We start from the raw sequence: 25,402 nt of genomic DNA on the forward strand, positions 1-25,402 counted from the left end.
CACATGGGGTGCGCTGCTGGCGGCAGTGACGCTCCTGGCCCCAACGGCCTCCGCGCAACCGCCCGGCTTCGATCTGCAGGCGCACCGCGGCGGGCGCGGCGAGACCACCGAGGAATCGCTGCGGGCGTTCGCCAAGTCGATCGAATTAGGCGTCACCACCCTCGAATTCGACATCGTCCTCACCGAAGACGGGCAGCCGCTGGTGTGGCACGACGCGACGATCGAGCCCGAGAAGTGCTCGGACACCGCGGCCGCGTTCCCGCACGACCCCCGGTACCCCTACGTCGGCAAGCTGGTGCACGACCTGACGCTGGCGCAGATCCGCACCCTGGACTGCGGCAAGCGGCTCCCCGATTTTCCCGACGCGGAAGTTTTGCGGGGCAACAGGATAGCGGTCCTGCCGGAGGTGTTCGCGCTCGCCGATTCCTACCGCGCCGACATCCGCTACAACATCGAGACCAAGGTGGAGGCCGACCGGCCCGCGGATTCGGCCGACCCCCAGCAGTTCGTCGACGTGATACTGGCCGCGGTCCGGGCGGCGGGCAAGGCCGATCGCGTGGAGATACAGAGCTTCGACTGGCGGACGCTACCGCTGGTGCGCCGGGCCGACCCGTTGATTCCCCTGGCGGCGTTGTGGGACCACACGACGTGGGTACCGGATTCGCCGTGGTTGAACGGCGTCGACCCAGCCTTCGTCGGGGATCCTCTCGTCGGGGCGATGCTGGTCGGTGCAGACACCGCCTCGCCGGACTACACGCTGGTGGACAAAGCCTTCGTGGACCGCGCGCACGCGTTGGGGCTCAGGGTCATTCCGTGGACCGTCGACGACGCCGCCGACATGCGCGATCAGATCGCCGACGGGGTCGACGGGCTGATCACCGACTACCCGACGCTGGCGCGCAGCGTAATGGCCGGGCTCGGTATGCCGCTGCCGCCGGCCTACCACCGGAACTAGAGGCCCAGCAGCCGCGCACTCGCCCACAGGGCGACCACGGCCGCCACCAGGCTCACCGGAACGGTGCACAGCCCGAGGCGGTTGTACTCCCCGACCCCGAATTCGACATCGTGACGGCGCAACACGCCGCGCCACAACAGGTTCGACAGCGAGCCGACGTAGGTCAGATTGGGGCCGATGTTGACCCCGAGCAGCACCGCGAGCACGGCGACCGGCCCGGCGGGCGCCACCAGCGGCAACAACACCAGCGTCGCCGGCAGGTTGTTGACGATGTTGGCCAGCACCGCGGCCACCGCGGCGATCGCCAGCAGCGCAGCGAGACCCGAACCGGACGGCAGCACATGGGACATGGCGGCATCCATCCCGTTGAGCATGACCGCGTGCACCACCACGCCGAGCCCCAGCACGAACACCAGGAACGACACGCTCGCCGAGCCCACGATCTCGACCACCGAGGTGTGCCCGCGACCGAGGCTGCGCATCGCCAGCACCGAGGCGCCGGCCAGCGCCACCCACGCCGGGGCCACCCCGACCGACTGGCCGACCGCGAACCCGGCCAGCGTCAGCCCCACCACCACCAATACGAAAACCGGCGGGCGCGGCGCCGGATCGCGTTCCTCGGGTTGGGGTGTGACGCGCAGGTCCGCCGCGAAGAACCAGCGGAAGACCGCGTACACCACGGCGATGGTGACCAGCCAGGGCAACGCCATCACCAGGGCGAACCTGGTGAACGAGATGTCCGCCACGTGGAAGGCCAGCAGATTGGTCAGGTTCGACACCGGCAGCAGCAACGACGCGGCGTTGGCCAGGGAAGCGGTGGCGTAGGCGTAGGGGCGCACCGGCGTGCGCAGCAGGCGCACGCTGGCTAGCACCACCGGCGTCAGCAGCACCACGGTGGCGTCCAGGCTCAGCACGGCGGTGATGGTCGAGGCAATGACGAACACCTGGCGCAGCAGCCCGTGCGACCCGACGCGTACCCGCGCGATCGCCGCACCCGCGGCCTCGAACAGGCCCTCGTCGTCGCACAGTTTGGCGAGCACCAGCACCGCCCCCAGGAACGCCACCACACCGGACAGGTCGGCGACCTGCCGCACCGCCTGGTGCACCGAGATCGCGCCGGCCCCGACGAGGATGGCGGCCGCTGGGACCGCCGCGAAAGCCTCCGGCCAACCCGACGGGCGCAGCACGGCGAACCCGAGGACGACAGCGAGCAGCAACAGCGAAAGGGCCAGCATCACGATTCGATCCGTCTCACGCCCACGGGTTCTCGCGCCGCCACACCGTGGGCAGGTGCAGCGCGACGCCGTCCCGTGCGGCCAGTTCGTCGAGAATTCGGATGGATACGTCCAGGTCGTCGCCCGCATAGGGCAGGGCGCGCAACGGCTTGGACAGTGGGCGGAAGAAGTCGTCCCAGTGGACCAGGATCGCCCTGCGCGCGCCCACCGCGCGCACGGTCTGCGTCCAGTAGTCGACGAGGTAGGACCGAGGCTGAAGGCCGAGCTGGCCGACGCTGAGGTAGACCGCGTCCGCGCTCTGGCCGGCCAGCGCGCCCTCGACGAAGCCGGCGCTGCCCTGGATCAGCAGCCGCCGGCCAGACGGCAGGTGGTGCACCAGCGCCGACCATGCCTCTCCGCAGCGGTAGGCCGACGCGCGCACCGGCGGGGTCAGCGGCGCATCGATCACCCCGGGAAACCGGTCGGGCGGGCAGTGCCGCGACCGGACCAGCGTGACGTCGTAGGCGCCCAACCGGATCGGTTCGCCGTCGACCGCGACGACCAGCCGGTTCGGTGCCAGGCCGTACCCCCGCCCGACATTGGCCGCCGATCGCCCGCCGACCAGCTGCGCGCCGGTGCGGTCGGCGACCAGGGCGGAGTCCAGGACGTGGTCGATGTGGGTGTGCACCGGGATGACCGCCGCGAGCCGGGACACCCTGGCGCGGGCGAGGCAGCCGTCGACGCGCGCCGGTGCCGGTGCCACGGTGCCCGCGGCGACCCGCGCCAGGGGAGGCCGGGAGAAGTACCCGTCGGTCATCAGCGCGGACGACCCGTCGTCGACCAGCAGCGTCGACACGCCCAGCCAGGTCACCGAGAGCCCGGATTCGGCGGCGGGCACGTCGAAGCGGTCCGCATACCGCGCGATATCGGGCCGGCCGAGCCGCAGCCGCATCAGCAGAACGACCTGATGTCGGAGCCGGCGGCCCGCAGCCGGTCACGCACCGCGGTGGCGATCCGCACCGCGCCGGGCGAATCCCCGTGCACGCAAACCGATTCCACGTCGACGGCGACACGGGCGCCGTCGATCGCGGTGACGTGGCCCGAGGTCACCATGGTCGCGACGCGCTCGGCGATCGCCGCCGGGTCGTCGAGCACGGCACCGCGTTCCCGACGGGAGACCAGGCTGCCGTCCGGGTGGTAGGCGCGGTCGGCGAAAGCCTCGGCGACCGTGCGCAGGCCGAGGCGGGCCGCCTCCTCGAAGAAGGCCGAACCGGCCATGCCCAGCACCGGCAGGCCGGCGTCCACCAGGTGTACCGCCGCCGCCACGGCGGCAGCCTGCTCACGATTGGCGACGATCGTGTTGTACAGCGCGCCATGGGGTTTGACGTAGGACACCGTCGAACCGCACGCCTGGGCGATCGCCTGCAACCCGCCGATCTGATAGACCACGTCGGCGAGCAGTTCCTCGGCGTCGACGTCGATGAAACGCCTGCCGAACCCGGCGAGGTCGCGGTAGCTCACCTGGGCCCCGATGCGCACCCCGCGCTCGGCGGCCGACCGGCACACCTGCAACAGGCCGGCGGGATCGCCCGCATGGAATCCGCACGCCACGTTGGCGCTCGTGACGATCTCGAGCATCGCCTCGTCGTCGCCGAGACGCCAGACACCGAAACCCTCGCCCAGGTCGGCGTTCAGGTCGATTCGGGCCACGTGCCCAGCTTAGGGAAGCGACGGATAGCGGCGTCGCCCGAGTAGCCGGCACAGCAGGTAGATCACGAACGAGATGGTTGCGACGAAGACCGAGACGGGGACGCCGGGCGCCAGCGAGAGCACGATGCCCCCGACGGCGGAAATCTCGGCGAAGACCACCGAGACCGCGATCGCGGCGGCCGGCGAGGCGACCACCCGGACCGCCGCGGCCGCCGGGGTGATGAGCAGCGCCATCACCAGCAGCGCCCCGACGATCTGCACCGCCTGGGCCGCCACCACGCCGACCAGGGCGGCGAACACGACGCCCAGCGCGCGGACCGGCACACCCCGCGCGGCCGCCACCTCCGGGTCGACGGTGGCGAACAACAACGGGCGGTAGCACGCCGCCAGCACCGCGGCGACCAGCAGGCACACCAGTGCCAGCATGGCCAGGCCGGTGTAGCCGACGCCGACGATCTGGCCGGTCAGCAACGCGAAGCTGGTGCCGCTCCGGCCCGGGTAAAGGTAGACGAACAGCACCGCCAGCCCCATCCCGAACGCCAGCACCACCCCGATCACCGAGTCGCGTTCCCGGACGCGCTGGCCGAGGATCCCGAACAGCGCGGCGGCCAAAGCGCTGCCGGCCAGCGCGCCCACGCTCACGGGGGCGCCGACCAGCAGCGCGAACGCGGCGCCCGTCAGCGACAGTTCGCTGGATCCGTGCACCGCGAACGACATCTGGCGCATGACGACGAACGGTCCGATCAGTCCGGCCACCAGTCCCAGCAGGGCGGCCGCCAGCAGCGCCTGCCGGACGAAGTCGTGGCTGAGCAGGTGGGCGGTGACGTCGAAGGAGAACAGGTGGCCCAGCACGTCGGCGAGGCGGTGGTTCACCGGAGGTGCCCGTCGATCGGCTCGCCCACCACCACGTAGCCTCCTTTGACCTGCACCACCTCGATGTCGGCCCGGTACAGCGCCGACAGCGTCTCGGTGGTCATAACCTGCTCGACGCTGCCGATCCCGAAGCGGCCGTCGACCAGGTACAGGACCCGGTCCACGTACGGCAGGATCGGATTGACCTCGTGGGTGACGACGATGACGGTGGTCGCGGCGTCCCGGCGGCGGCGGTCAATCAGCGCCGCCACCAGTTTGGCGTTGGCCGGGTCCAGGGTGAGCAGCGGTTCGTCGCACAGCAGCAACGCCGGGTCGCTGACCAGCGCCTGCGCGATCCGCAGCCGTTGTAGTTCACCGCCCGAGAGCACGCCGACGCGGGCGTCGGCCAGATGCTCGCCGTTGACCTGGCGCAGCGCGCGTCGGACGGCCGCACGGCGACGGGCCCGCCCGGCCGACCGCAGCGGGGCGACGCCCCAGCGGCGCCCGTCGGCGCCCAGCCGGACCAGGTCGCGACCGCGCAGCATCACGTCACGGTCGAGCGGACGATGTTGCGGCACGTATCCGACCCGGTCGCTGCCGGCGGTGACGGGCCTGCCGTCCACCAGCACCGTGCCGCCACTGAGCGGCAGCTGCCCGAGCAGCACCTTGAGTAGCGACGTTTTCCCGCTGCCGTTGGGGCCCAGCACCGCGATGAACTCACCCTTGGACACCGACAGGTCCAGGCGGTCCCACAGCGTGCGGTCACCGAACGCCAGCCGGGCGCCGATCATGCGGACCGTGGGCACGGGGTGGCCGACGGCTGGGGCCGCTTGCACGCTCACGGCTGCGCCCGCCGGTTGGTGCGCAGGGCGGCGAGCAGCTGGTTGACCGTGTCACGCTGCCAGGTCAGGTAGTCGGTGTGCTCCGGCAGGGTCTCGGTCACCTCGGTGACCGGCACGCCCGCCCGCCGTGCGGCCTGTCGCAGGCCGTCGACCGCGGGCGTCGACGTCTGCGGGTTGATCAGCAGCGCCGAGACCTCCCGGTGCTCGATGAGGCCGAGGACCGATGCCATGTCGGCCGGCGTGGGATCGGTTTCGGCCTCGTTGGCCGCGGTGAACGCGGCGGGGGTCCGATCCACCAGGCCCGAGGCGGTCAGCAGGTAATGCACCACCGGTTCGGTCGCGACGACCGCGGCACCGGGGTACGCGCTGGCGATGGCGTGCTCGGAGATGGCGATGCCGTCGGCCGCGCGGCAGAACCGGGCGGCGTTGGCGCGGTAGTCGGCGGCGTTTGGCGGGTCGATGGCCGCTAGCCGGTCGGCGATGGCCACGGCGACCGACCTGGCGACATCCATGTCGTAGAAGACGTGCTCGTCGGGTGGTTGCCGGTCCGGCGCCGGGGACGCCGCGAACGAATAGGCGTCGACGGCCGCGACGCGCGGACGCCCGGCCAGCGCCGGGTTCACCCAGGGGTCGTAACCGCCGCCGTTGTAGACGACCAGGGCGGCGTCGGCGATTGCGGCGGCGTCCGAGGGGGTCAACCGGTACGCGTGGGGATCGGCGTCGGCGCCGCTCAGGAGGGACGTGACGGCGACATGGCGGCCCGCGACCGCCTGCGCCACGCTGCCCCATACGTCGGTGGACGCAACCACCGTGTGCGCGTGCGGGTGCCCGGGAGACGCGCAGCCGGTGAGGGCCGTGGCGCCGGCGAGGGCGATCGACAAGACCGATCGCCAGCGACGGCGCACGTGAACTCCTGCCGTGTGTGTCCCGTCGGCGCTGGGCGTCCCGGGCGTTCTTCGTGGCCTGATCGGCCGACCCAATAATACTAATGAAAATCGTTTCCACTTCAAAGTGGCGTCGCGGAGCCTCGTAGGCGCCGACGGCGATCCGCTGTAGCCTCACCGAGCGTGAGCCCCACCCCGCGCCGGCGCGCCACTCTGGCCTCGGTGGCGGACGACCTCAAGGTCTCGCGCACAACCGTCTCCAACGCCTTCAACCGGCCGGATCAGCTCTCCGCCGACCTGCGCGAACGCGTGCTGGCCGCGGCGAAGCGGCTGGGCTACCCGGGACCCGACCCGGTCGCGCGATCGTTGCGCACGCGCAAGGCCGGCGCCGTCGGCCTGGTGATGGCCGAACCGCTGACGTACTTCTTCAGCGACCCGGCGGCGCGGGACCTGGTCGCGGGAGTCGCGCAGTCGTGCGAGGAGCTGGGGCAGGGCCTGCTGCTGGTGGCCGTCGGCCCCACCCGCAGCCTGCAGGACGGCACCGCCGCGGTGCTGGCCGCCGGTGTGGACGGCTTCGTGGTGTATTCGGTCTGCGACGACGATCCCTACCTGCAGGTGGTGCTGCAGCGCCGCCTACCCGTGGTGGTGGTCGACCAGCCCAAGGGTTTGTCGGGGGTGTCCCGGGTGGGCATCGACGACCGGGCGGCGATGCGCGAGCTCGCCGAGTACGTGGTGGGGCTGGGTCATCGCGAGATCGGGTTGCTGACCATGCGGCTGAGCCGGGACCGCCGGCAGGGCCTGGTAGACGCCGACCGGCTGCGCTCACCGGCCTTCGACGTGCAGCGCGAACGCATCCTCGGCGTGTGGGAGGCCATGAGCGACGCCGGTGTGGACCCGGAGTCGCTGACCGTGGTGGAAAGCTACGAGCACCTGCCCGAGTCGGGCGGCGACGCCGCGCGGGTGGCGCTCGAGGCCAATCCGCGGATCACCGCGCTGATGTGCACCGCGGACGTCTTGGCCCTGTCGGCCATGGATTACCTTCGGGCGCGCGGCATCTACGTGCCCGGCCAGATCAGCGTCACCGGGTTCGACGGGGTGCCCGAGGCGATCAGCCGGGGCCTGACCACGATGGTGCAGCCGAGCCTGCGCAAGGGCCGTCGCGCCGGTGAACTCCTGCTGCGGCCACCGCGCACGGGGCTGCCGGTCATCGACCTGCTGGACACCGAGCTGATCCGGGGCCGGACCGTCGGACCTCCCGGCTAAGGGGCCCGTTCGGTGTCGCCGATCAGCAGTCGCACCGCCAGGTCGAGGCGCTTGCTGACGTCGGTCGCCGAAGCGCGCCGGGTGAGCCACGCCAGCAGGTTCGACAGCCACACGTCCGAGATCACCCGGGCGATGTGGTACTGGTCCTCGGTGGGTTCGCCGTCGGCCATGGCCCGGGCGAACATCGAGTCGATGAGCTTCTCAACCTGGTCGACCTCGCTGGCGGCGGACGCGTCGGCGAAGACGTAGGCGCGGGTCATAGCCTCGGTGAGCAGCGGGTTGCGCTGCATCGCCCGGTTGAGCTTGCCGATCATGAAGTTCAGCCGCTGGAACGGACTGGCCCCGGCCACCGCGGAGCGGTCGGTCTTGGCGTCGATGCGGCTGAATTCCCGGCCCAGCGCCGACACCAGCAGGTGCACCTTCGAGGGGAAGTACCGGTACAGCGTCCCCACCGCGACGTCGGCGCGGTCCGCGACCGCCCGCATCTGGACCGCCTCGTAGCCGCCCTTGGACGCGATGGCCATCGTGGCGTCGAGGATGCGCTTGCGGCGCTCCCGCTGCGCCTCCGAACCGAGTTCGGACTCGGCCAGGACCGCCACGTTCATGACCTCGCGCGGCTGCGAGTCGGACACTCGGCCCGAGTTCGTGTTGGCTGGCATCTGACGGATCGCTCCTCCCGTGGGCGGTTCGCTTGCAAACGATACGCACGCTGAGTGTGAATTTCCCACCTCCGTACCGCCGGGACAGCCACGTGTGCTGCTGTAATGCAGTTTTACTTGACGGTCGATCGCTGGCACTATTAGAACACGTTCTAGTCTGATGACGATGCGGGTTGCGCAGCAACCCGCGGAGGAATCGGACAATGCGGACCGTCGGTCAACGCCGGATTCGTCACCCCGGAACATGACACGGAGGGCTCACACGTGGTAGCGACCGTCACCGACGAGCAGTTCGCGGCGCGGGAGTTGGTGCGCGACTGGGCCCGCAACTCGAGTTCGGGGCCGGGCGGGACCGCGGCGATCCGCGCCGTCGAGCAGGGCAGCGCCGACGCCTGGCGGCCGGTGTTCGCGGGCCTGGCCGACCTCGGCATCTTCGGCGTGGCCGTCGCCGAGGAATGCGGGGGAGCGGGCGGCAGCATCGAGGACCTGTGCGCGATGGTCGAAGAGGCGGCCAAGGCGCTGGTGCCCGGGCCGGTCGCGACCACCGCGCTGGCCACGCTGGTCGTGCCCGAGCCCGAAGTGCTGGCGGAGCTCGCCTCCGGCGAGCGCTTCGCCGGCCTGGCGCTCGAAGGCGATCTGCGCTTCGACGGCGTGACGGCGTCGGGAATCCTGCCGCTGGTGTCCGGCGCCGCGTCGGGCGGCCTGCTGCTGGCCCCGGCCGACGGGAAGTGGCTGTTGATCGACGCCGCCGGCGAGGGCGTGCGGCTCGACCCGCTGCGGGCCGCCGACTTCTCCCGGCCGCTGGCCAGGGTGGTGCTGACGTCGGCGCCCGTCACCGTGCTCGAGGTGCCGGAGGGTCGCGTCGAGGAACTGGCCGCGACGGTGCTGGCCGCCGAATTGGCCGGCGTGACCCGGTGGTCGCTGGACACCGCGGTCGCCTACGCCAAGGTGCGCGAGCAGTTCGGCAAGCCGATCGGCAGCTTCCAGGCCGTCAAGCACCTATGCGCGGAGATGCTGTGCCGCGCCGAGCAGGCCGAGGTGGCCGCCGCCGACGCCGCGTGCGCCGCCGGGGACCCTGATGCGGCCCAGTTCGCGATCGCGGCGGCCCTGGCGGCGAGCACGTGTATCACCGCCGCGAAGGCCAACGTCAAGGACTGCATCCAGGTGCTCGGCGGCATCGGCTGCACCTGGGAGCACGACGCGCACCTGTACCTGCGCCGGGCGCACAGCAGCGGCCGGTTCCTCGGCGGCACCGAACGCTGGCTGCGCCGCATCAGCGCGCTGACCCAGGGCGGTGTGCGCCGCCGCCTGGGCATCGACCTCACCGACGTCGAGGGTTTGCGGCCCGAGATCGCCGCGGCCGTCGCCGACGTCGCCGCGCTGCCCGAGGAGAAGCGTCAGGTGGCGCTGGCCGAGGCCGGCCTGCAGGCGCCGCACTGGCCGCCGCCCTACGGGCGCGGCGCCTCGCCGGCCGAACAGCTGCTGATCGACCAGGAGTTGGCGGCGGCCGGCGTGGCGCGTCCCGACCTGGTGATCGGCTGGTGGGCGGCGCCGACCATCCTCGAACACGGCACGCCGGAGCAGATCGAACGTTTCGTGCCGGGCACGCTGCGCGGCGAATTCCTCTGGTGTCAACTGTTTTCCGAGCCGGGCGCCGGCTCCGACCTGGCCTCGCTGCGCACCAAGGCGGTAAGGGGCGAGGGCGGCTGGCTGCTGACCGGGCAGAAGGTGTGGACCTCGGCTGCGCACAAGGCGCGCTGGGGCGTGTGCCTGGCGCGCACCGACCCGGACGCCCCGAAACACAAGGGCATCACCTACTTCCTGGTCGACATGAAATCGCCCGGCATCGAGATCCGGCCGTTGCGCGAGATCACCGGCGACTCACTGTTCAATGAGGTGTTCCTGGACAACGTGTTCGTGCCCGACGAGATGGTGGTCGGCGCCGTGAACGACGGCTGGCGGCTGGCGCGCACCACGCTGGCCAACGAGCGCGTGGCGATGGCCACCGGTACCGCCCTGGGCAACCCGATGGAAGAGCTGCTCGAGGTGCTGGCCCGGCTCGATCTCGACGCGGCCCAGCAGGACCGGCTGGCGCGGCTCATCGTCCTGGCCCAGACGGGCGCGCTGCTGGACCAGCGCATCGCGCAGCTCGCCGTGGGCGGCCAGGACCCCGGGGCTCAGTCCAGCGTGCGCAAGCTCATCGGGGTGCGCTACAGGCAGGCGCTGGCCGAATACATGATGGACGTGAGCGAGGGCGGCGGGCTGGTCCACAACCAGGCGGTGTTCGACTTCCTCAACACCCGCTGCCTGACGATCGCCGGCGGTACCGAGCAGATCCTGCTCACCGTCGCCGCCGAGCGGCTGCTCGGGCTGCCCCGCTGACGGCGAGGGCCTTTCGGCCATGCGGCTCGGGACTTGTGGCTGCTGACGGCCGGCGGCGGAGCTTCTAGCGTTGATGCTTGTGAGCTATGACGCAATGGTCGCCACCGCGATCGTCGTCTTCGTGGGCATGCTGTTGCTCGCCGCGTCGGTCCGGGTGGTGCAGCAGTACGAGCGCGGCGTGCACTTCCGTCTCGGCCGGGTGATCGGTGTCCGCGAACCCGGGTTGCGGTTCATCGTTCCGGTCATCGACCGGCTGTGGCGGGTCTCGATGCGCATCGTGACGATGCCGATCCAGTCCCAGGGCATCATCACCCGGGACAACGTCAGCGTCGACATCGCCGCGGTCGCCTACTTCCGGGTGATCGATGCCCGCAAGTCCGTCGTGGTCATCGAAAACGTCCGCGCCGCGATCGATCAGATCGCTCAGACCACGCTGCGTAACGTCGTCGGGCAGCACTCCCTCGACGAGGTGCTGGCCCAGACGGAGAAGATCAACGGCAGCATCCGCCAGATCCTCGACACCACCACCGTCGAGTGGGGCGTGGAGGTCACCCTGGTGGAGCTCAAGGACATCCAGCTGCCCGACAGCATGAAGCGCGCGATGGCTCGCGAGGCCGAGGCCGAGCGGGAGAAGCGGGCCAAAATAATTGCCGCCGAAGGAGAGGCGCGCGCCGCCGCCGCGCTCGGCGACGCCTCCGACACGATGATGCGGCACCCGCTGGCGCTGCAGCTGCGCAACCTGCAGACCTTGCTCGAACTCGGCGTGGAGAAGAACACCACCATCGTGTTCCCGGCCCCGTTGATGAGCGCGATCGGAGAACTCACCGGCTTCCTGACGCGGGAGTTGGGCGCGGCCAAGCCGGTTGAACCCGAGGGGTTTCCGGGAGAGCGGCTACACGCCACCGCCGCGCGCTGACCCGAAGCGGGTAGGTCGGCCCGCGGCCGAGGCGCCGCACCGGGGTAATCCGGAAAAGAACTCCTAGGAGAACGTCGTCTGCGCGCAGGTGCTGGGCGAGGTGATGTTGACGCCGGGGTAGACGACCTGCATGTGGGTGCAGACGATCACGCTGACGTCGGTTTTGGGCCGGCCGGTCGACCAGTCGGTGGAGTCGATGCGGCCGGTCGTCTGGTACTTGTCCGGCGGCCCCTCACCGAAATAGACGTCGGTGATCTCGTCGGTGCCCATGGCCTTCATGACCCGCTCGTGCTCGCCGTCGGCGTGCGCGTCGAGGTAAGCCATCCGGTTCGGGGACCGGATCTCGGTGGTCTGGCGGGCCCACAGTCCGGGCGGGAAGCCGGTGACGCCGTCGGGCGTGCGCATGTCGGCGCCGGCGGTGAAGTCGCAGTGCCCATCGGAGGAGAAACAGTTGAGGAAGGTGTGCGTCTCGAGCTGGTTGGGGCCGTCGAGCGGGAACAGGGTCGTGGCGGTGTTGGCCGCCGCCCGGGCCATCGGTGCGAGGGGAGCGGGCAGGAACGCCAGCGCGGTTGCGATGACTGCGAATCCCGTCATCAGCCGCTTCATGATGCCCCTTCCCGGGTTGACCGATTTCACGGTGAATGTAATCCCGCGCCTATTCGTCGTAGGTGACTTCCACCGAATCAGATTCCGGGAGGGATTGACAGGCCAGGATCAGGCCCTCATCGAGATCCTGCTGCTCGAGGACGTCGTTGACCTCCATGGTGACCTTGCCGCCGCGCAGGGTGCACGCGCACGCGCCGCAGTGGCCCTCCCGGCAGGAGAACGGGGCGTCCAGACCTTTGGCGAGCAGCACGTCGAGCAGCTTGGCGTTGCGCGGCCAGGACACCGTGTGCGTTTCGCCGTCGAGTTCCACCACCGCGGTGGCTGGCGGCTCGTCGCCCTCGCCGGCATCGTCGAGTGCGACCGCCGCGAACGGGTCGGAGTCCAGCGACTTGAACACCTCGATGTGGATCTGCTGCGCCGGCACATGCAGCGCCTCGAGGGCCTGCCGCGCCGCGTCCATGAACGGGCCGGGTCCGCAGATGAACGCGGGCCGGTCGGCGCAGGGGGCGGCCAGCTTCGCCAGCGCGGTCGCGTCCGGCAGGCCCTGCAGCGTCTCCAGCCAGTGCACGACCGTGAGCCGGTCGGGATATTTGCCGGCCAGCTCGCGCAGGGTGTCGGCGAAGATCACCGAGCGGTCGTCGCGGTTGGCGTAGAGCAGCGTCACCTGCCCGCTGCCCTCGGCCAGGGCCGACTTGCAGATCGACATGATCGGCGTGATGCCGCTGCCGGCGGCCAGCAGCAGGAAGTCATCGTCGAGCGTCTTGGGCACGAAGGTGCCCGACGGTGCCAGCACGTGGATCCGCATGCCGGCGTGCGCGTGGTCGCACAGCCAGTTGGACGCGTATCCGGCGGCGGTCCGTTTGACGGTGACCGCGAGCGCGTCGTCGGTGAACGGCGAGCTGCACAGCGAGTAGCAGCGCGCCACCGAGCCGGTGCGGTCGCTGGGGACGCGCAGCGTCAGGAACTGCCCCGGCGCATACCGGAGCCGCTGCGCGGGGATGCTCGAGCCCTCGGGCACCGCGAACACCAGCGACCGCGCATCGTCGGTCTCGTCGACCACCGCGGCGATCTGCAGCTCAAGGACGTGGCCGCCGAGTGGCTCGTCGAGATTCGTCTCGACCAAGACCCATCCTCCCTCTCGTCGCAACTAGAACATGTTACAGAAAAGCCGATCCTTATTGCTACCAGCCGCAGGAATACCCTGCTCGACACGAATCGGAACGTGTTCTAGTCTCTGGTGTAAGTCCACTGCGTAAGTTTGGCTCAGGAGGCACCCTAAGTGACGTCCATTCAACAGCGCGATGCGCAGTCGGTGTTGGCCGGCATCGATGATCTGCTGCCGCGGATCCGGGAGCGCGCGCAGGCGACGGAGGAGCTGCGCCGGTTACCCGCCGAGACCGTGCAGGACCTTCAGGACATCGGCTTCTTCACCTTGTTGCAGCCCGAGCAGTGGGGCGGGCTGCAAGCCGACCCCACCATGTTCTACGAGGCGGTCCGCCGGCTGGCGAGCGCGTGCGGTTCGACCGGCTGGGTGAGCTCGATCATCGGTGTCCACAACTGGCACCTGGCGCTGTTCGATCAGCAGGCCCAGGAGGACGTGTGGGGCGAGGACTCCAACGTGCGGGTCTCGTCGTCGTACGCGCCGATGGGCGCCGGCGTGGTCACCGACGACGGGTACGTGGTCAACGGTTCGTGGGCCTGGTCGTCGGGTTGTGACCACGCGACGTGGGTCTTCGTGGGCGGGCCGGTGATCAAGGACGGCCGGCCGGTGGACTTCGGCAGCTTCTTGATCCCGATCAGCGACTACCGCATCGACGACGTGTGGCATGTCGTCGGGTTGCGTGGCACCGGCAGCAACACCGTGGTCGTCGAGGACGTCTTCGTGCCTCGGCACCGGTTTTTGTCCTACAAGGCGATGAACGACCACACCGCGGGGGGCCTGCGGACGAACACCGCCCCGGTGTACAAGATGCCTTGGGGCACGATGCATCCCACCACCATCTCGGCGCCGATCGTGGGGATGGCCTACGGCGCCTATGGCGCGCACGTGGAGCATCAGGGCAAGCGGGTGCGCGCGGCGTTCGCTGGGGAGAAGGCCAAGGACGACCCGTTCGCCAAGGTGCGCGTCGCCGAGGCGGCCAGCGACATCGACGCGGCGTGGCGCCAATTGATCGGCAACGTGGGCGACGAGTACGCGCTGTTGGCCGCGGGCAAGGAGATCCCGTTCGAGCTGCGCGCCCGGGCTCGCCGCGACCAGGTGCGGGCCACGGGCCGCTCGATCGCCTCGATCGACCGGCTGTTCGAGGCCTCCGGTGCCACCGCGCTGGCCAGTGACGCTCCGATCCAACGATTCTGGCGCGACGCGCACGCCGGGCGGGTGCACGCCGCCAACGACCCCGAGCGCGCGTACGTGATCTTCGGCAACCACGAGTTCGGGTTGCCCCCCGGCGACACCATGGTCTAGGCCATGACGGTCACGGGGGAGTTGACGTTCGAGTCCACCTCGCGGTTCGTGGAGGTGGACGTCGACGGGCCGCTGCGGTTGCACTACCACGAGGCCGGTGCCGGCCACGACCAGACCGTGGTGCTGCTGCACGGCGGCGGGCCGGGCGCGGCGAGCTGGACGAACTTCGCGCGCAACATTCCGGTGCTGGCGCGGCATTTTCACGTGCTGGCCGTCGACCAGCCCGGCTACGGCCTCTCCGACAAGCGCCCCGAGCACGGGCAGTTCAACCGCTACGCCGCGCGAGCGCTCAAGGGGCTGTTCGACCGGTTGGGCCTCGGTCGCGTTCCGCTGGTGGGCAATTCGCTGGGTGGGGGCACGGCGGTGCGGTTCGCGCTGGACTATCCCGACCGGGCCGGCCGCCTCGTGTTGATGGGCCCCGGCGGGCTGAGCATCAACCTGTTCGCGCCCGACCCGACCGAGGGCGTCAAGCGGCTGGGCAAGTTCTCCATGGAGCCCACCCGCGAGAACCTCGAAGCGTTCCTGCGGGTGATGGTCCACGATCAGAAACTGATCACCCCCGAGCTGGTCGACGAGCGATTCGCCCTGGCCGCCACGCCGGAGTCGCTGACGGCGACCCGGGCGATGGGCATGTCTTTCGCCGGGGCCGACGCCGAACTCGGCATGATGTGGCGCGAGGTGTACCGGCTGCGGCAGCCCGTCCTGCTGATCTGGGGGCGCGAGGACCGCGTCAACCCGCTGGACGGCGCGCTGGTGGCGCTGAAGACGATTCCGCGTGCGCAACTACACGTCTTCGGGCAGTGTGGGCACTGGGCGCAGGTGGAGAAGTTCGACGAGTTCAACAAGCTGACCGTTGATTTCCTGGGAGGCGCGAAATGAGCATCCGGTCGCTGGGCTATCTGCGCATCGGGGCCACCGACATGGCGGCCTGGCGCGAGTACGGCCTCAAAGTCCTCGGCATGGTCGAGGGCAGCGGCGCCACGGAAGGGGTGCTGTACCTGCGCATGGACGACTTCCCGGCCCGGCTGGTGATCGTGCCTGCCGAGCAGGACCGGTTGCTGGAGGCCGGCTGGGAGTGCGCCAACGCCGAAGGGCTGCAGGAGATCCGCAACCGGCTCGACGTGGAGGGGGTGCCCTACAAGGAGGCCACGGCCGCCGAGCTGGCCGACCGCCGGGTGGCCGAGATGATCCGGTTCTCTGACCCGTCCGGCAACTGCCTGGAGGTGTTCCACGGCGTCGCGCTCGAGCACCGCCGCGTGGTCAGCCCGTACGGCCACCGGTTCGTCACCGGCGAGCAGGGCCTGGGGCACGTGGTGCTCTCCACCCGCGACGACGACGAGGCCTTGCACTTCTACCGCGACGTGCTCGGCTTCACGCTGCGCGACTCGATGCGGATGCCGCCGCAGGTGGTAGGCCGGCCCGCCGACGGGGCGCCGGCCTGGCTGCGCTTCTTCGGCTGCAACCCGCGCCACCACAGCCTGGCGTTTCTGCCGCTGCCGACGCCGAGCGGCATCGTGCACCTGATGATGGAGGTCGAGAACGCCGACGACGTGGGTCTGTGCCTGGACCGGGCCCTGCGCCGCAAGGTGCCGATGTCGGCGACCCTGGGTCGTCACGTCAACGACCTGATGCTGTCGTTCTACATGAAGACGCCCGGCGGCTTCGACGTTGAGTTCGGTTGTGAGGGAAGGCAAGTCGACGACAACGACTGGATCGCCCGGGAAAGCACCGCGGTGAGCCTGTGGGGCCACGACTTCACGGTCGGGATGAGCGGCTGATCCGGGGCTGATTGTGGCGGACTCCATCGATCCACGGGCCTTCCGGCAGGTGCTGGGCCAGTTCTGCACCGGGATCACGATCATCACCACGGTGCACGACGAGGTCCCGGTCGGCTTCGCCTGCCAGTCCTTCGCCGCACTGTCACTGGACCCGCCGCTGGTGTTGTTCTGCCCGACCAAGGTGTCCCGATCCTGGCAGGCGATCGAGGCCAGTGGCCGGTTCTGCGTCAACGTGCTGACCGAGAAGCAACGGCATGTCTCGGCCCGGTTCGGGTCCAAAGAGCCGGACAAATTCGCCGGGATCGACTGGCACCCTTCGGAACTCGGTTCACCGATCATCGATGGATCGCTAGCCTTCATCGACTGCACCGTGGCCTCCGTGCACGACGGCGGCGATCATTTCGTGGTGTTCGGCGCGGTCCGTTCGCTCTCGGAGGCGCCCAAGATCAAGCCGCGGCCGCTGCTGTTCTACCGCGGCGAGTACACCGGCATCGAACCCGACAAGACGACGCCGGCCCAATGGCGTGACGACCTGGAAGCGTTCCTGACCACCACCACCCAGGACACCTGGCTGTAGTCGTAGCCGCCGGCGAACGCCGCATGTTTAGCAGGTGTATCTTCAACGCCCATCACCTCGGCGAGGACGCCGTCCACGACACGCGGGTGGCGATCCGGCGGGTGCCAGCACACTTCCGGTGTTCGACACGGCGCTCGACGCCCCGAGATCGGCGACATGGACCCTGAGCTGAGGTGGTTCGCGTCGCTGCCGGGCGAGGTCCGCGGCTGCCAGGTCCAGCGCAACCGGTTCATCGCCGCGGTCGACGGCCTGCCCAGGAAGTTGGTCCTGTGGCCGGTCAAGTCGCGGATCCGCAAGGATCTGCACGCCGCCGAGCGCCCGGCGCGCAAAGCGGCGACGGCGGCGATGAAATCGCAACGCTACGCCATTCTGGCGGTGCTGCGGCGCTGGGCCGCCGCGCCGCCGAACTGTGCCGGCCCGGGGCAAGCCGAAGCGTGCGAAGCGAACCATCGGGCATTACAAGCACATCCAGAACCTGCTCGGCGAGCATCATGACACCGCGCTCGCCGAGCAGGCCCTGCGCGGGATGGGCGCCGCGGTGCGGGACGCTGCGGGGGGGAGGACGGCTTCACCTTCGGCATGCTGTGTGCGCGCGGGGAGCGGATCGCCCACGATTGCCGCCGGCTGCGCAGGTAAGATTCGGGGCTGTGCGCGTTCGGCGCTTCGGCGAACTCGAGGCGGTCGTCATGGACCGCGTGTGGAACCGCGCCGAGGTTGTCACCGTCCGCGACATTTTCGACGACCTGGCTCGTGACCGGCAGACCGCCTACACCACCGTCATGTCCACCATGGACAACCTGCACCGCAAAGGCTGGCTGCAACGGGAACGGGCGGGAAAGGCCTTCCGTTACTGGCCGACCATGACCCGCGAGGAACATTCCGCGACGCTGATGCGGGACGCCTTCGCCGCCGGCGGTGACTCCGACCTGGTGCTGGCGCATTTCCTCGAACAGATGGACGAGGGCGAGTCGCTGCGGGTCCGCGACTTCCTGCGGCGCATCATCGACGATCGGCCCGGGTCGTGAACGCCGCCCTGTTGCTGCTGGGGTACGGGTGCGGGCTGGCCTGGCTGGCTCCGCGGCTGCTGCGCCGGGTCACCGGCATCGGCGCGCATCCCCGCCTGGCGCTGGCATCCTGGCTGACGGCGGTGGTCGCCGCGCTCGGAGCGTGGTTCGGCGCGCTCGCCGTCCTGGGCGCCGCGGCGGCGCAAAGCATGTGGCGCCACGGGGAACTGACCCTGTGTCTGAAGGTGTTGGGCGTCAGCGGTGCACTGGGGTTGCCGCGCGCGGCCGCCTCGGCGCTCGCGGTGTGCCTGTGGGTGGCCGGTGTAGTGGTCACCGCCGTCGCCGGCTGGCGTATCGGCCGCCAGGTGCGGCGGCAACGAGCGCGGAGCCGGCTGCACGCGTCGACCGCCCGGGTGGTTGGGGTCCCCGGTGACCGGCCCGGCGTCGTCGTGGTTGCGGCGCCGCAGCCGGCGGCCTACTGCGTGGCCGACCGGCCGCAGTCCATCGTCGTGGTCACCACCGCGGCGCTCGGCCGGCTCGACGAGGTGCAGCTGGCCGCAGTGCTGGCCCACGAGAACGCCCATCTGGCCGGGCGCCACCATGACGTCCTGATGGTGCTGCGCGCGATCGCCGCGAGCCTGCCGCGGTGGGCGTTGTTCGCCGCGGCCGCCGAAGCCGCGGCCCGCCTGCTCGAGATGTGCGCCGACGACACCGCGGTCCGGCTACACGGGAAGATGCCGGTGTTGCGGGGCCTGCTGGCCCTCAGCGGTGACTCACCGGCAATGGCCTCGGCGGCGTTGGGTGCTTCGGGCACCGCGACGCTGGCCCGCGCCGCGCGCCTGGCGATTCCGGCGCCCCGCCGCACACGGTGGCGGGAGCGCGTGACGCTCTGCGCGGCAATATGTTTCGCTTCTATCACCCCGGCGGTGGTGGCGCTGGCCTGCCAGCTGTGACCACCGCGGTGCCGGTGTCCTGCCGGCCGGTGCGCCACCGGGCCACGGCATGCCAGATGACCCCGGCGGCGACGAGCGCCACACCCACGGTCGGCAGCATCCACGGGCTCAGGCCGTTGACCCAGTCCGCCAGGCGGCTCTGTACGTCACCGGCGGCCCCGACCACCGGGTCGTCGGCGCCGGCATCGCTGAAATACAACCGGATTTCGTAATAGCCGTAGTAGGCCACGTACAGGCCGGTGAGCAGCACGACCACGCCGGCGATCCGGCCGACGAAGGGCAGCACGCGCCGAAACGCCGAGGTGGCCGACGAACCGGCCAGCGCGACGGCCAGCGCCGCGACCCCCACCATGATGCTCATCCCGGCGGCATAGGCGAGGAAGGCCAGCACGCCGGAGAGCACCGAGCCCTGTTTGAACGTCATGCTGATCACCGCGAGAAACGGTGCGATCGTGCATGACAGCGATGCGATCGCATAGCCCACGCCGTAGCCGTACATCGATCCCAGCCGCCCCGTCGGCGTGCCCCCGAAGCGTTTGGGAAGCACGACGGCGATGTCCTTGCCGGCCACCAGCCAGATTCCCACGCCGACGAGCAGCAGCCCGATCACCACGGTGGCGAACGGCAGATACCTCTGCGCCGAGGCGATCACGGGTGAGATCACCAGGCCGAAGGTGCCGAACACGGTCAAAAAGCCCAGCGACATGCCGGCGGTGGCCCCGGCGGCGCGCAGCAGGGCCGCCGGGCGTGAGACGTCGTGGCTGCCGGCGATCACCAACCCCAGGTAGCCGGGGAGGAAGGCGAAGCCGCAGGGGTTGAGCGCGGCCACCAGCCCGGCGCCCAGCGCGAAGCTCAGCGCGGCGGTGTCGATCACCGGTTGCCCAACCCGCTGATCCGCTCGGTCAATTGGGATTCGGTGAGCCGGCCCTTGACGACGTCGACGCTGCCGTCGGCGCCGACGAACGCCCACGCGGGTTGGCGCGTGATGCCGAATTTGGCCCACACCGCCCCGTCGGTGTCGTCCAACTGGGTGAGCCCGCCGAGGTGGTATTTGTCGACGAAGGACTGCATCGACGACACCTGGTCGCGCGCCGCCACCCCGACGAACGTCACGCGCGGGTTGGCCGCCGCGACCTTGGCGACGACGGGGGCCTCCTGCTGGCACGTCGGGCACCACGGTGCCCAGAACCACAGCACCGCCGGCTTGCCCGCCAGGCTTTCTCCGGAAAAAGTCTGTCCCGCCAGCGTTTTCGCGGAAAACTGCAGCTGTGCCGGCACCCCGGTAGCCTGGCCGGCGGCAGCGTGCGGGGACGAAGCGGTCGCGTTCGGCGCTGCGGACGGCTTCTCGGGGGAGCCGCATGCCGCGATGACCGCCGCGACGGCGAGGGCGACGAGCGGGGCGGCCGAAAGGCGTGGCATCGAGGAGTCCTTCCCATCCGATCTATGTACTACCTACGTACGTAGATAGTACGTGTCGTGCCCGGATTGAGGCGCCCCACATCGGGTACTGCCCTCACAGCCCACGGGCTATCGGACCCACCCGTCTCCGCTGAGCTGTTGAGGAGTGCTCGATGTTTCTGCACAACACGAAGATGATGTACACCGTCCGGGTCGACGACCCGGACCCGGCGTTCGCCAAGCTCCTGCTGGAACAGTTCGGCGGCCCCAACGGGGAGCTCGCGGCGGCGATGCGCTACTTCCTGCAGGGCTGGAACGAGCCGCACGGACCGCGGCGCAGCATGCTGCTCGACATCGCCACCGAGGAGCTCTCGCACCTCGAGATGGTGGCCCAGATGCTTTCGATGCTGCTGAAGGGTTCGCCCTCGGAGCTGGTCGACCAGGTCGAGGGCACCTACCTCGGTGAGCTGCTGGACGGCAAGATGCCCGATTCCGCGACCGTCGCGCTCAACAGCGGGGCGAACGTGCTGGGCGGGGGCGGGCCGCGGCTCACCGATTCGCAGGGGGCGCCATTCACCGCCGCATACATCGACACCCTCGGCTCGCCGGCCACCGATCTGCGCTCCGACATCGCCGCGGAGGCGCGGGCGAAGATCGTCTACGAGCGGCTGATCAAGCTCACCGACGACAGCGGCGCCAAGGACACGCTGAACTTCCTGATGACCCGCGAGATCGCCCACCAGAAGATGTTCGAGGCCGCGCTGTCGGCCATCGAGGACAACTTCCCGCCCGGAAAGCTGCCCGGCGACGAGAAGCTGGGGCACGCCTACGTCGCCGACTCCGGCACGTTCGGCGAGTCGGGCAGCAACGGCGGGGGAACCCGCGAGGGCTTCGAGCACGCCGAGTCCAACAGCTCCTGGGGCTTCACCCTGGACCAGGACCCGGTTCAGCACGCCTCCGCTCAGCAGGTCAAATAGCCCCCGAAAAGCCGCGAAAACCCGGCGACGACATGCGGCGGGCGGTCGTCGGAGGGGGCCGCTCGCCGCATGTTCCGGTCAGCTCCGGCCGCGCTGCCACCAGCGTTGCCCGGGCTCCTTGGGATGGCCCGGGCACCACTGCGCCGCCGGCACGGTCCGGCGGACCTGCTCCACGTGCGCTCCGCACCCGGACCATGTCGTTTTCCCGCAGGTGCGGCATTTGACGGGGTGACACATCAGCGGGGCTCCTCCTCGAGCGTCGGCGGCCCCTGCACGGGCCGTTGCAGTGTTGCGAATTCGGGTGTCTGCGCGGCGATGAGCACCGCTTCGAGCAGGCGGACGCCGTCCTCGTTGCCGGGGATCCGTGTCATGACCGGGCCGTGGAACCCGCGGCCGTCCACCACGATGATCGGGCTGCCGGCGGAGCCGCCGAGTGTGTCCTGGGCGGCTTGGTGGCTACGTTTGACGTCCGCGTCGAAACCGCTGTCGTCGAGCGCGTCGGCGAGCGATTCCTGAAGTCCGCACTTGGCCAGTATCTCCCTGATCTCGCCGCCGGTCAGCTCGTCCTCGCGCACATGGATCTGGGCGCCCAGCGAGTCGTAGAGGCGCGTGAACGCGTCCTGTCCGTGCTTGCCGACGACCGCGGCGAACAGGCGCCCCAGCCGTCGTGACCGTTCCATCATGCGCTTTTGCTTGCCCTCGAGTTCCTTGCCCTCGTTGAGAACGGCCAGGCTCATCTGGCGCAGGGTGACCGGTGTGTGGGTGGCGTGCGCGGCATCGAGCAGCCAGCGCGAGGTGACCCAGGAGAACGGGCACACCGGATCCAGGTAGAGGTCGACGTCAGGCATGTTCGCGATAATACCCCCGCGGGTATGACCTGTCGAAGCGGCTCCGCGGGCGCGCGGCGGCCGGGACCGGCAGCAGAATGGCTGTATGACTCTGGATCTGAACGGGTATTTCGCCCGCGTCGGCTATTGCGGCCCCGCCGAGCCGGGCCTGCAGGTGCTGCAGGAGCTGGTGTCGGCCCACGCGAGGGCGATTCCGTTCGAGAACCTCGACCCGTTGCTGGGGGTGCCCGTCGACGACCTGAGCGCGGCGTCCCTCTACGACAAGCTGGTCCGCCGGCGGCGGGGCGGCTACTGCTACGAGCAGAACGGGCTGATGGGATACGTGCTGGCCGAACTCGGCTTCCGGGTGCGGCGCCTGGGCGCCCGGGTGCTCTGGATGCGCCCGCCCGATGCGCCCTTCCCGACGCGGACGCACACCCTGCTGGCGGTGCGGTTCCCCGGTGCCCGCGGGGCCTATCTGGTCGATGTCGGCTTCGGCGGCCTCACGCCGCCCTCGCCCCTGCGCATCGAGACCGGCAGCGTCCAGCAGACCACGCACGAGCCCTACCGGCTGGAGGACCGCGGCGACGGGCTGTTGTTGCAGGCCATGGTGCGCGGCGAATGGCAACCGCTCTACGAGTTCACCACGCGGACCGAGCCGGATGTCGACCTGCAGGTGGGCAGCTGGTTCGTCTCGACGCACCCGTCGTCGATCTTCGTGACCGGCCTGATGGCCGCACTGGTCACCGACGACGGCCGGGTCAACCTGGCCGGCCGCGAGCTCACCTGGCACCGGGCCGACGGCAGCGAGAAACGCCTCCTGCCCGACGCGGCCGCCGTCGTCGACGCCCTGGGCGACCGGTTCGGCATCCACGTGGGCGAGCGCGCCGCGCTTCAGGCGCGCATCGACAGGCTCCTCGGCGGCTGACAGCGGGCACGGACGCGTCGGTGCGCGAGATCGACCTTCTGCAGTGCCCTTCTCGAACTTTCCCTGCAAAACGTCGATCTCGACGGAGGCTCGACACGCTCCTCGGCGGCTAGCGCGCGGCGAGCCAGGGGCCCATGCGCCGCAGCGCCTCTTCTATGTCGCTCGAGGGTCCGGCGAACGACAGCCGGACGAACGAATTGCCGCGCGCGGTGTCGAAGTCGATGCCGGGAGCGATCGCAACGCCGGTGTCGGCCAACAGCTCCGAGCAGAACCCGAGCGAGTCCGCGGTGAAGTCCGAGACGTCGGCGTAGACGTAGAACGCACCGTCGGTGGGCGCCAGCCGGTCGAGACCGATCCGGCGCAGTCCGTCGAGCAGCAGCGACCGGTTGACCGCGTACTGCCGCAGGTGGCCGTCGGCCTCGGCAATCGCCTCGGGGGTGAACGCGGCGACCGCGGCGAGCTGGGACAGCACCGGCGGGCAGATCGTGAAGTTGCCGGTGAGGCAGTCCACCGCGCGGCGCAGCTCGGTCGGCACCAGCAACCAGCCGAGCCGCCAGCCCGTCATCGCGAAGTATTTGGAAAAGCTGTTGACCACCAAGGCATCTCGCGATGTCTGCCACGCGCAGCTGGTCTGCGGCGCCCCATCGTAGACCAGGCCGTGGTAGACCTCGTCGCTGATCAGCCGGGCCCCGGAGGCCTCGCACCAGGAAGCGATGGCGGCCAGTTCGTCCGGCGGGATGACCGTCCCGGTCGGGTTGGCCGGGCTCGCCACGATCACGCCCTGCACCGGCGGGTCGAGCTCGGCGAGCATCTGTGCGGTGGGCTGGAAGCGGGTCTGCGGTCCGCAGGCGATGTCCACCACCTCACAACCCAACGCGGACAGTATGTTTCGGTAGCACGGATAACCGGGACTGGCCAGCGCCACCCGGTCGCCCACGTCGAAGCACGACAGGAAGGCGAGCAGAAACCCGCCCGAGGAGCCGGTGGTGACGACGACCGCGTCGGGCTCGACGTCGATCCCGTGCCGGCGCCGGTAGTCCGCGGCGATCGCGGCGCGCAGCTCGGGCACGCCCAACGCCACGGTGTAGCCGAGCTGGTTGAGGTGCAGGGCGGCGGCCGCGGCCGCGCGCACCGGCTCGGGAGCGCCCACGCTGGGCTGACCCGCCGAGAGGTTCACCAGGTCGCCGTGGCTGCGCTGGCGCTCGGCGGCGGCCAGCCACACGTCCATCACATAGAACGGCGGGATGCCGGCGCGCAGCGAGACGTGACCGTTCACGAGGTCGTCAGCACCTCGGATTCCAGTCGGCGCAGCAACTCTCGCGTCGAAGCGAGCAGGTGCGCGCTGCCGTGCGCGCGTTTGAAATACAGGTGCATGTCGTGTTCCCAGGTGATGGCGATGCCGCCGTGCAGCTGGATTCCCTCGGCGGCCACGGCTTGCAGCGCGTCGGTGGCGGCCAGCCGTGCGGTGGCGGCGTTGGTGGGCGTGGGGTCGGCGCACGCTTCGGACACCACGGCCTTCGCCGCGGAGACGGCGACGTACAGGTCGGCCATGCGATGTTTGAGAGCCTGGAAGCTGCCGATCGGCCGGCCGAACTGCACCCGGTTCTTGGCGTAGTCGACGGTGAGTTCCAGGCAGCGCTCGGCCGCGCCGACCTGCTCGGCCGCCAGCAGCACGGCCGCGCTGTCAGCGAGGCCGGGGTCGGGGCCGATGCCCTCGGTCTGGTCGGGCCGGATCCGGGCCAGCCGGCGGGTGGGGTCCATGGTGGCGACGGGCTGGGCGGTGAATCGCGTCCACCGGCTCAGCTGCCCGTCGGCCGCGGCCACCACGACGTCGGCGATGTCGCCGTTGACCACGTAGTCGGCGTCGAATGCCACCGCTCCGATCGAGTCGCCCGCGGCGAGGCGTTCGAGGGTGTCGGTGTCCGGTTCGGGCGCGGCCAGCAGCGCCAGCTCGGCCAGGGTGGTGCCCACTAGCGGCGAGGGCACCAGCGCCCGCCCCAGCTCCTGTAACACCGCTGCCGCATCGGCCAATTCACCGCCGGCACCGCCCAACTCCTCGGGTATCACCAAGGCGGCGGCACCCACCTGCTCGCACAGCAGCCGCCACAGCGACTCGTCGTACCCGCGCTCGGACTCCATCGCCGCGCGCACCGCGGCCGGGCCGGCATGCTTGGCCACCAGGGCGGCGACGCTCTGGCGCAGCATTTCGCGTT

General features: G+C 70.3%; 27 protein-coding genes. 13 read left to right on the forward strand and 14 right to left on the reverse strand.

Features of this window, described 5'->3' with window-relative positions; all coding sequences use genetic code 11:
• The first annotated feature begins 16 nt into the window (after nucleotides 1–16).
• On the forward strand, nucleotides 17–955 hold the full coding sequence (locus AB8998_RS02700; RefSeq protein ID WP_369741402.1) for a glycerophosphodiester phosphodiesterase: 939 nt from the start codon (nucleotides 17–19) through the stop codon (nucleotides 953–955).
• Here the strand turns inward: AB8998_RS02700 and AB8998_RS02705 are convergent.
• The 6 genes from AB8998_RS02705 to AB8998_RS02730 are packed head-to-tail and all read right to left on the reverse strand — an operon-like array spanning nucleotide 952 to nucleotide 6,454.
• Nucleotides 952–2,193, reverse strand: a complete 1,242-nt coding sequence (locus AB8998_RS02705; RefSeq protein ID WP_369736707.1) for an SLC13 family permease — start codon at nucleotides 2,191–2,193, stop codon at nucleotides 952–954. The genes AB8998_RS02700 and AB8998_RS02705 overlap by 4 nt on opposite strands.
• Before the next feature lie 13 nt (nucleotides 2,194–2,206).
• Nucleotides 2,207–3,121, reverse strand: coding sequence for an MBL fold metallo-hydrolase (locus tag AB8998_RS02710; RefSeq protein ID WP_369736708.1), 915 nt, complete (start codon nucleotides 3,119–3,121; stop codon nucleotides 2,207–2,209).
• Nucleotides 3,121–3,879, reverse strand: a complete 759-nt coding sequence (locus tag AB8998_RS02715) for a LamB/YcsF family protein (RefSeq protein ID WP_369736709.1) — start codon at nucleotides 3,877–3,879, stop codon at nucleotides 3,121–3,123. Before AB8998_RS02715 ends, AB8998_RS02710 begins: the two co-directional genes overlap by 1 nt.
• A gap of 9 nt (nucleotides 3,880–3,888) precedes the next feature.
• The gene (locus AB8998_RS02720; RefSeq protein ID WP_369736710.1) at nucleotides 3,889–4,752 is read right to left on the reverse strand and encodes a metal ABC transporter permease; all 864 of its coding nucleotides are present in this window, start codon (nucleotides 4,750–4,752) and stop codon (nucleotides 3,889–3,891) included.
• The gene (locus AB8998_RS02725) at nucleotides 4,749–5,573 is read right to left on the reverse strand and encodes a metal ABC transporter ATP-binding protein (RefSeq protein WP_369736711.1); all 825 of its coding nucleotides are present in this window, start codon (nucleotides 5,571–5,573) and stop codon (nucleotides 4,749–4,751) included. Before AB8998_RS02725 ends, AB8998_RS02720 begins: the two co-directional genes overlap by 4 nt.
• Nucleotides 5,570–6,454: a metal ABC transporter solute-binding protein, Zn/Mn family gene (locus tag AB8998_RS02730; RefSeq protein WP_369736712.1), complete on the reverse strand. Its 885-nt coding sequence runs from the start codon at nucleotides 6,452–6,454 to the stop codon at nucleotides 5,570–5,572. Before AB8998_RS02730 ends, AB8998_RS02725 begins: the two co-directional genes overlap by 4 nt.
• 186 nt (nucleotides 6,455–6,640) lie before the next feature.
• On the opposite strand from AB8998_RS02730, the gene AB8998_RS02735 reads away from it, so the two are divergent.
• Nucleotides 6,641–7,720 (forward strand): Rv3575c family transcriptional regulator, encoded by a 1,080-nt coding sequence (locus tag AB8998_RS02735; RefSeq protein ID WP_369736713.1) that lies wholly within the window; start codon nucleotides 6,641–6,643, stop codon nucleotides 7,718–7,720.
• Here the strand turns inward: AB8998_RS02735 and kstR are convergent.
• Nucleotides 7,717–8,319, reverse strand: a complete 603-nt coding sequence (gene kstR, locus AB8998_RS02740; RefSeq protein WP_369741403.1) for a cholesterol catabolism transcriptional regulator KstR — start codon at nucleotides 8,317–8,319, stop codon at nucleotides 7,717–7,719. The two genes, AB8998_RS02735 and kstR, sit on opposite strands and share 4 nt — an antisense overlap.
• A 324-nt stretch (nucleotides 8,320–8,643) precedes the next feature.
• On the opposite strand from kstR, the gene AB8998_RS02745 reads away from it, so the two are divergent.
• Nucleotides 8,644–10,761 carry an acyl-CoA dehydrogenase family protein gene (locus tag AB8998_RS02745; RefSeq protein WP_369736714.1) on the forward strand — a complete coding sequence of 706 codons (2,118 nt, stop codon included), beginning with the start codon at nucleotides 8,644–8,646 and terminating at the stop codon, nucleotides 10,759–10,761.
• A 94-nt stretch (nucleotides 10,762–10,855) separates the two neighbouring features.
• Nucleotides 10,856–11,677 carry a slipin family protein gene (locus AB8998_RS02750; protein ID WP_369741404.1) on the forward strand — a complete coding sequence of 274 codons (822 nt, stop codon included), beginning with the start codon at nucleotides 10,856–10,858 and terminating at the stop codon, nucleotides 11,675–11,677.
• Between the two features lie 63 nt (nucleotides 11,678–11,740).
• On the opposite strand, the gene AB8998_RS02755 is transcribed toward AB8998_RS02750, so the two are convergent.
• Together AB8998_RS02755 and AB8998_RS02760 are read right to left on the reverse strand one after the other, a co-directional pair.
• Nucleotides 11,741–12,283, reverse strand: coding sequence for a hypothetical protein (locus AB8998_RS02755; RefSeq protein WP_369736715.1), 543 nt, complete (start codon nucleotides 12,281–12,283; stop codon nucleotides 11,741–11,743).
• Between the two features lie 49 nt (nucleotides 12,284–12,332).
• Nucleotides 12,333–13,406 (reverse strand): 2Fe-2S iron-sulfur cluster-binding protein, encoded by a 1,074-nt coding sequence (locus AB8998_RS02760; protein WP_369736716.1) that lies wholly within the window; start codon nucleotides 13,404–13,406, stop codon nucleotides 12,333–12,335.
• 156 nt (nucleotides 13,407–13,562) lie between these two features.
• On the opposite strand from AB8998_RS02760, the gene hsaA reads away from it, so the two are divergent.
• From hsaA to AB8998_RS02795, 7 genes are all read left to right on the forward strand, one after another.
• Nucleotides 13,563–14,747, forward strand: a complete 1,185-nt coding sequence (gene hsaA / locus AB8998_RS02765; protein WP_369736717.1) for a 3-hydroxy-9,10-secoandrosta-1,3,5(10)-triene-9,17-dione monooxygenase oxygenase subunit — start codon at nucleotides 13,563–13,565, stop codon at nucleotides 14,745–14,747.
• Nucleotides 14,748–14,750: 3 nt separating this feature from the next.
• Nucleotides 14,751–15,626 (forward strand): 4,5:9,10-diseco-3-hydroxy-5,9,17-trioxoandrosta-1(10),2-diene-4-oate hydrolase, encoded by an 876-nt coding sequence (gene hsaD, locus AB8998_RS02770; protein WP_369736718.1) that lies wholly within the window; start codon nucleotides 14,751–14,753, stop codon nucleotides 15,624–15,626.
• Nucleotides 15,623–16,525, forward strand: coding sequence for an iron-dependent extradiol dioxygenase HsaC (gene hsaC / locus AB8998_RS02775; protein WP_369736719.1), 903 nt, complete (start codon nucleotides 15,623–15,625; stop codon nucleotides 16,523–16,525). The genes hsaD and hsaC overlap by 4 nt, the downstream gene beginning before the upstream one ends.
• A gap of 13 nt (nucleotides 16,526–16,538) precedes the next feature.
• The gene (gene hsaB, locus AB8998_RS02780) at nucleotides 16,539–17,102 is read left to right on the forward strand and encodes a 3-hydroxy-9,10-secoandrosta-1,3,5(10)-triene-9,17-dione monooxygenase reductase subunit (protein WP_369736720.1); all 564 of its coding nucleotides are present in this window, start codon (nucleotides 16,539–16,541) and stop codon (nucleotides 17,100–17,102) included.
• Nucleotides 17,103–17,249: 147 nt separating this feature from the next.
• Nucleotides 17,250–17,597 (forward strand): CHAD domain-containing protein, encoded by a 348-nt coding sequence (locus AB8998_RS02785; protein ID WP_369741405.1) that lies wholly within the window; start codon nucleotides 17,250–17,252, stop codon nucleotides 17,595–17,597.
• A gap of 152 nt (nucleotides 17,598–17,749) precedes the next feature.
• A complete protein-coding gene (locus AB8998_RS02790) occupies nucleotides 17,750–18,127 on the forward strand; it encodes a BlaI/MecI/CopY family transcriptional regulator (RefSeq protein WP_369736721.1) in 378 nt (125 codons plus the stop codon).
• Nucleotides 18,124–19,059 carry a M56 family metallopeptidase gene (locus AB8998_RS02795; protein ID WP_369736722.1) on the forward strand — a complete coding sequence of 312 codons (936 nt, stop codon included), beginning with the start codon at nucleotides 18,124–18,126 and terminating at the stop codon, nucleotides 19,057–19,059. Before AB8998_RS02790 ends, AB8998_RS02795 begins: the two co-directional genes overlap by 4 nt.
• Here the strand turns inward: AB8998_RS02795 and AB8998_RS02800 are convergent.
• Entirely contained in the window at nucleotides 19,022–19,933 is a 912-nt protein-coding gene (locus AB8998_RS02800; protein WP_369736723.1) for a cytochrome c biogenesis CcdA family protein, read from the reverse strand. The genes AB8998_RS02795 and AB8998_RS02800 overlap by 38 nt on opposite strands.
• A complete protein-coding gene (locus AB8998_RS02805; protein WP_369736724.1) occupies nucleotides 19,930–20,478 on the reverse strand; it encodes a redoxin family protein in 549 nt (182 codons plus the stop codon). Before AB8998_RS02805 ends, AB8998_RS02800 begins: the two co-directional genes overlap by 4 nt.
• 152 nt (nucleotides 20,479–20,630) lie before the next feature.
• On the opposite strand from AB8998_RS02805, the gene AB8998_RS02810 reads away from it, so the two are divergent.
• Nucleotides 20,631–21,434 carry a manganese catalase family protein gene (locus tag AB8998_RS02810; RefSeq protein ID WP_369736725.1) on the forward strand — a complete coding sequence of 268 codons (804 nt, stop codon included), beginning with the start codon at nucleotides 20,631–20,633 and terminating at the stop codon, nucleotides 21,432–21,434.
• Between the two features lie 236 nt (nucleotides 21,435–21,670).
• Here the strand turns inward: AB8998_RS02810 and AB8998_RS02815 are convergent, their stop codons facing one another.
• Nucleotides 21,671–22,282 (reverse strand): mycothiol-dependent nitroreductase Rv2466c family protein, encoded by a 612-nt coding sequence (locus AB8998_RS02815; RefSeq protein ID WP_369736726.1) that lies wholly within the window; start codon nucleotides 22,280–22,282, stop codon nucleotides 21,671–21,673.
• Nucleotides 22,283–22,367: 85 nt separating this feature from the next.
• Here AB8998_RS02815 and AB8998_RS02820 point away from each other — a divergent pair, with 85 nt between their 5' ends.
• Nucleotides 22,368–23,189 (forward strand): arylamine N-acetyltransferase family protein, encoded by an 822-nt coding sequence (locus AB8998_RS02820; protein ID WP_369736727.1) that lies wholly within the window; start codon nucleotides 22,368–22,370, stop codon nucleotides 23,187–23,189.
• Nucleotides 23,190–23,298: 109 nt separating this feature from the next.
• Here the strand turns inward: AB8998_RS02820 and AB8998_RS02825 are convergent, their stop codons facing one another.
• Entirely contained in the window at nucleotides 23,299–24,417 is a 1,119-nt protein-coding gene (locus AB8998_RS02825; RefSeq protein WP_369741406.1) for a pyridoxal phosphate-dependent aminotransferase, read from the reverse strand.
• A 44-nt stretch (nucleotides 24,418–24,461) separates the two neighbouring features.
• A complete protein-coding gene (gene ipdE2, locus AB8998_RS02830; RefSeq protein ID WP_369741407.1) occupies nucleotides 24,462–25,394 on the reverse strand; it encodes an acyl-CoA dehydrogenase IpdE2 in 933 nt (310 codons plus the stop codon).
• Nucleotides 25,395–25,402 lie beyond the last annotated feature (8 nt).

This window comes from Mycobacterium sp. HUMS_12744610, assembly GCF_041206865.1.
GTDB classification, from domain to species: domain Bacteria; phylum Actinomycetota; class Actinomycetes; order Mycobacteriales; family Mycobacteriaceae; genus Mycobacterium; species Mycobacterium servetii.

What these genes read in the sequence shown, in the direction of transcription:
- AB8998_RS02710 (WP_369736708.1), bottom strand. Translation starts at nt 3,121, where the DNA reads ATGCGGCTGCGGCTCGGCCGGCCCGATATCGCGCGGTATGCGGACCGC.
- AB8998_RS02750 (WP_369741404.1), top strand. Translation starts at nt 10,856, where the DNA reads ATGGTCGCCACCGCGATCGTCGTCTTCGTGGGCATGCTGTTGCTCGCC.
- AB8998_RS02755 (WP_369736715.1), bottom strand. Translation starts at nt 12,283, where the DNA reads ATGAAGCGGCTGATGACGGGATTCGCAGTCATCGCAACCGCGCTGGCG.
- hsaD (WP_369736718.1), top strand. Translation starts at nt 14,751, where the DNA reads ATGACGGTCACGGGGGAGTTGACGTTCGAGTCCACCTCGCGGTTCGTG.
- hsaC (WP_369736719.1), top strand. Translation starts at nt 15,623, where the DNA reads ATGAGCATCCGGTCGCTGGGCTATCTGCGCATCGGGGCCACCGACATG.
- AB8998_RS02805 (WP_369736724.1), bottom strand. Translation starts at nt 20,478, where the DNA reads ATGCCACGCCTTTCGGCCGCCCCGCTCGTCGCCCTCGCCGTCGCGGCG.
- AB8998_RS02810 (WP_369736725.1), top strand. Translation starts at nt 20,631, where the DNA reads ATGTTTCTGCACAACACGAAGATGATGTACACCGTCCGGGTCGACGAC.
- AB8998_RS02815 (WP_369736726.1), bottom strand. Translation starts at nt 22,282, where the DNA reads ATGCCTGACGTCGACCTCTACCTGGATCCGGTGTGCCCGTTCTCCTGG.
- AB8998_RS02820 (WP_369736727.1), top strand. Translation starts at nt 22,368, where the DNA reads ATGACTCTGGATCTGAACGGGTATTTCGCCCGCGTCGGCTATTGCGGC.
- AB8998_RS02825 (WP_369741406.1), bottom strand. Translation starts at nt 24,417, where the DNA reads ATGGACGTGTGGCTGGCCGCCGCCGAGCGCCAGCGCAGCCACGGCGAC.
- ipdE2 (WP_369741407.1), bottom strand. Translation starts at nt 25,394, where the DNA reads ATGCTGCGCCAGAGCGTCGCCGCCCTGGTGGCCAAGCATGCCGGCCCG.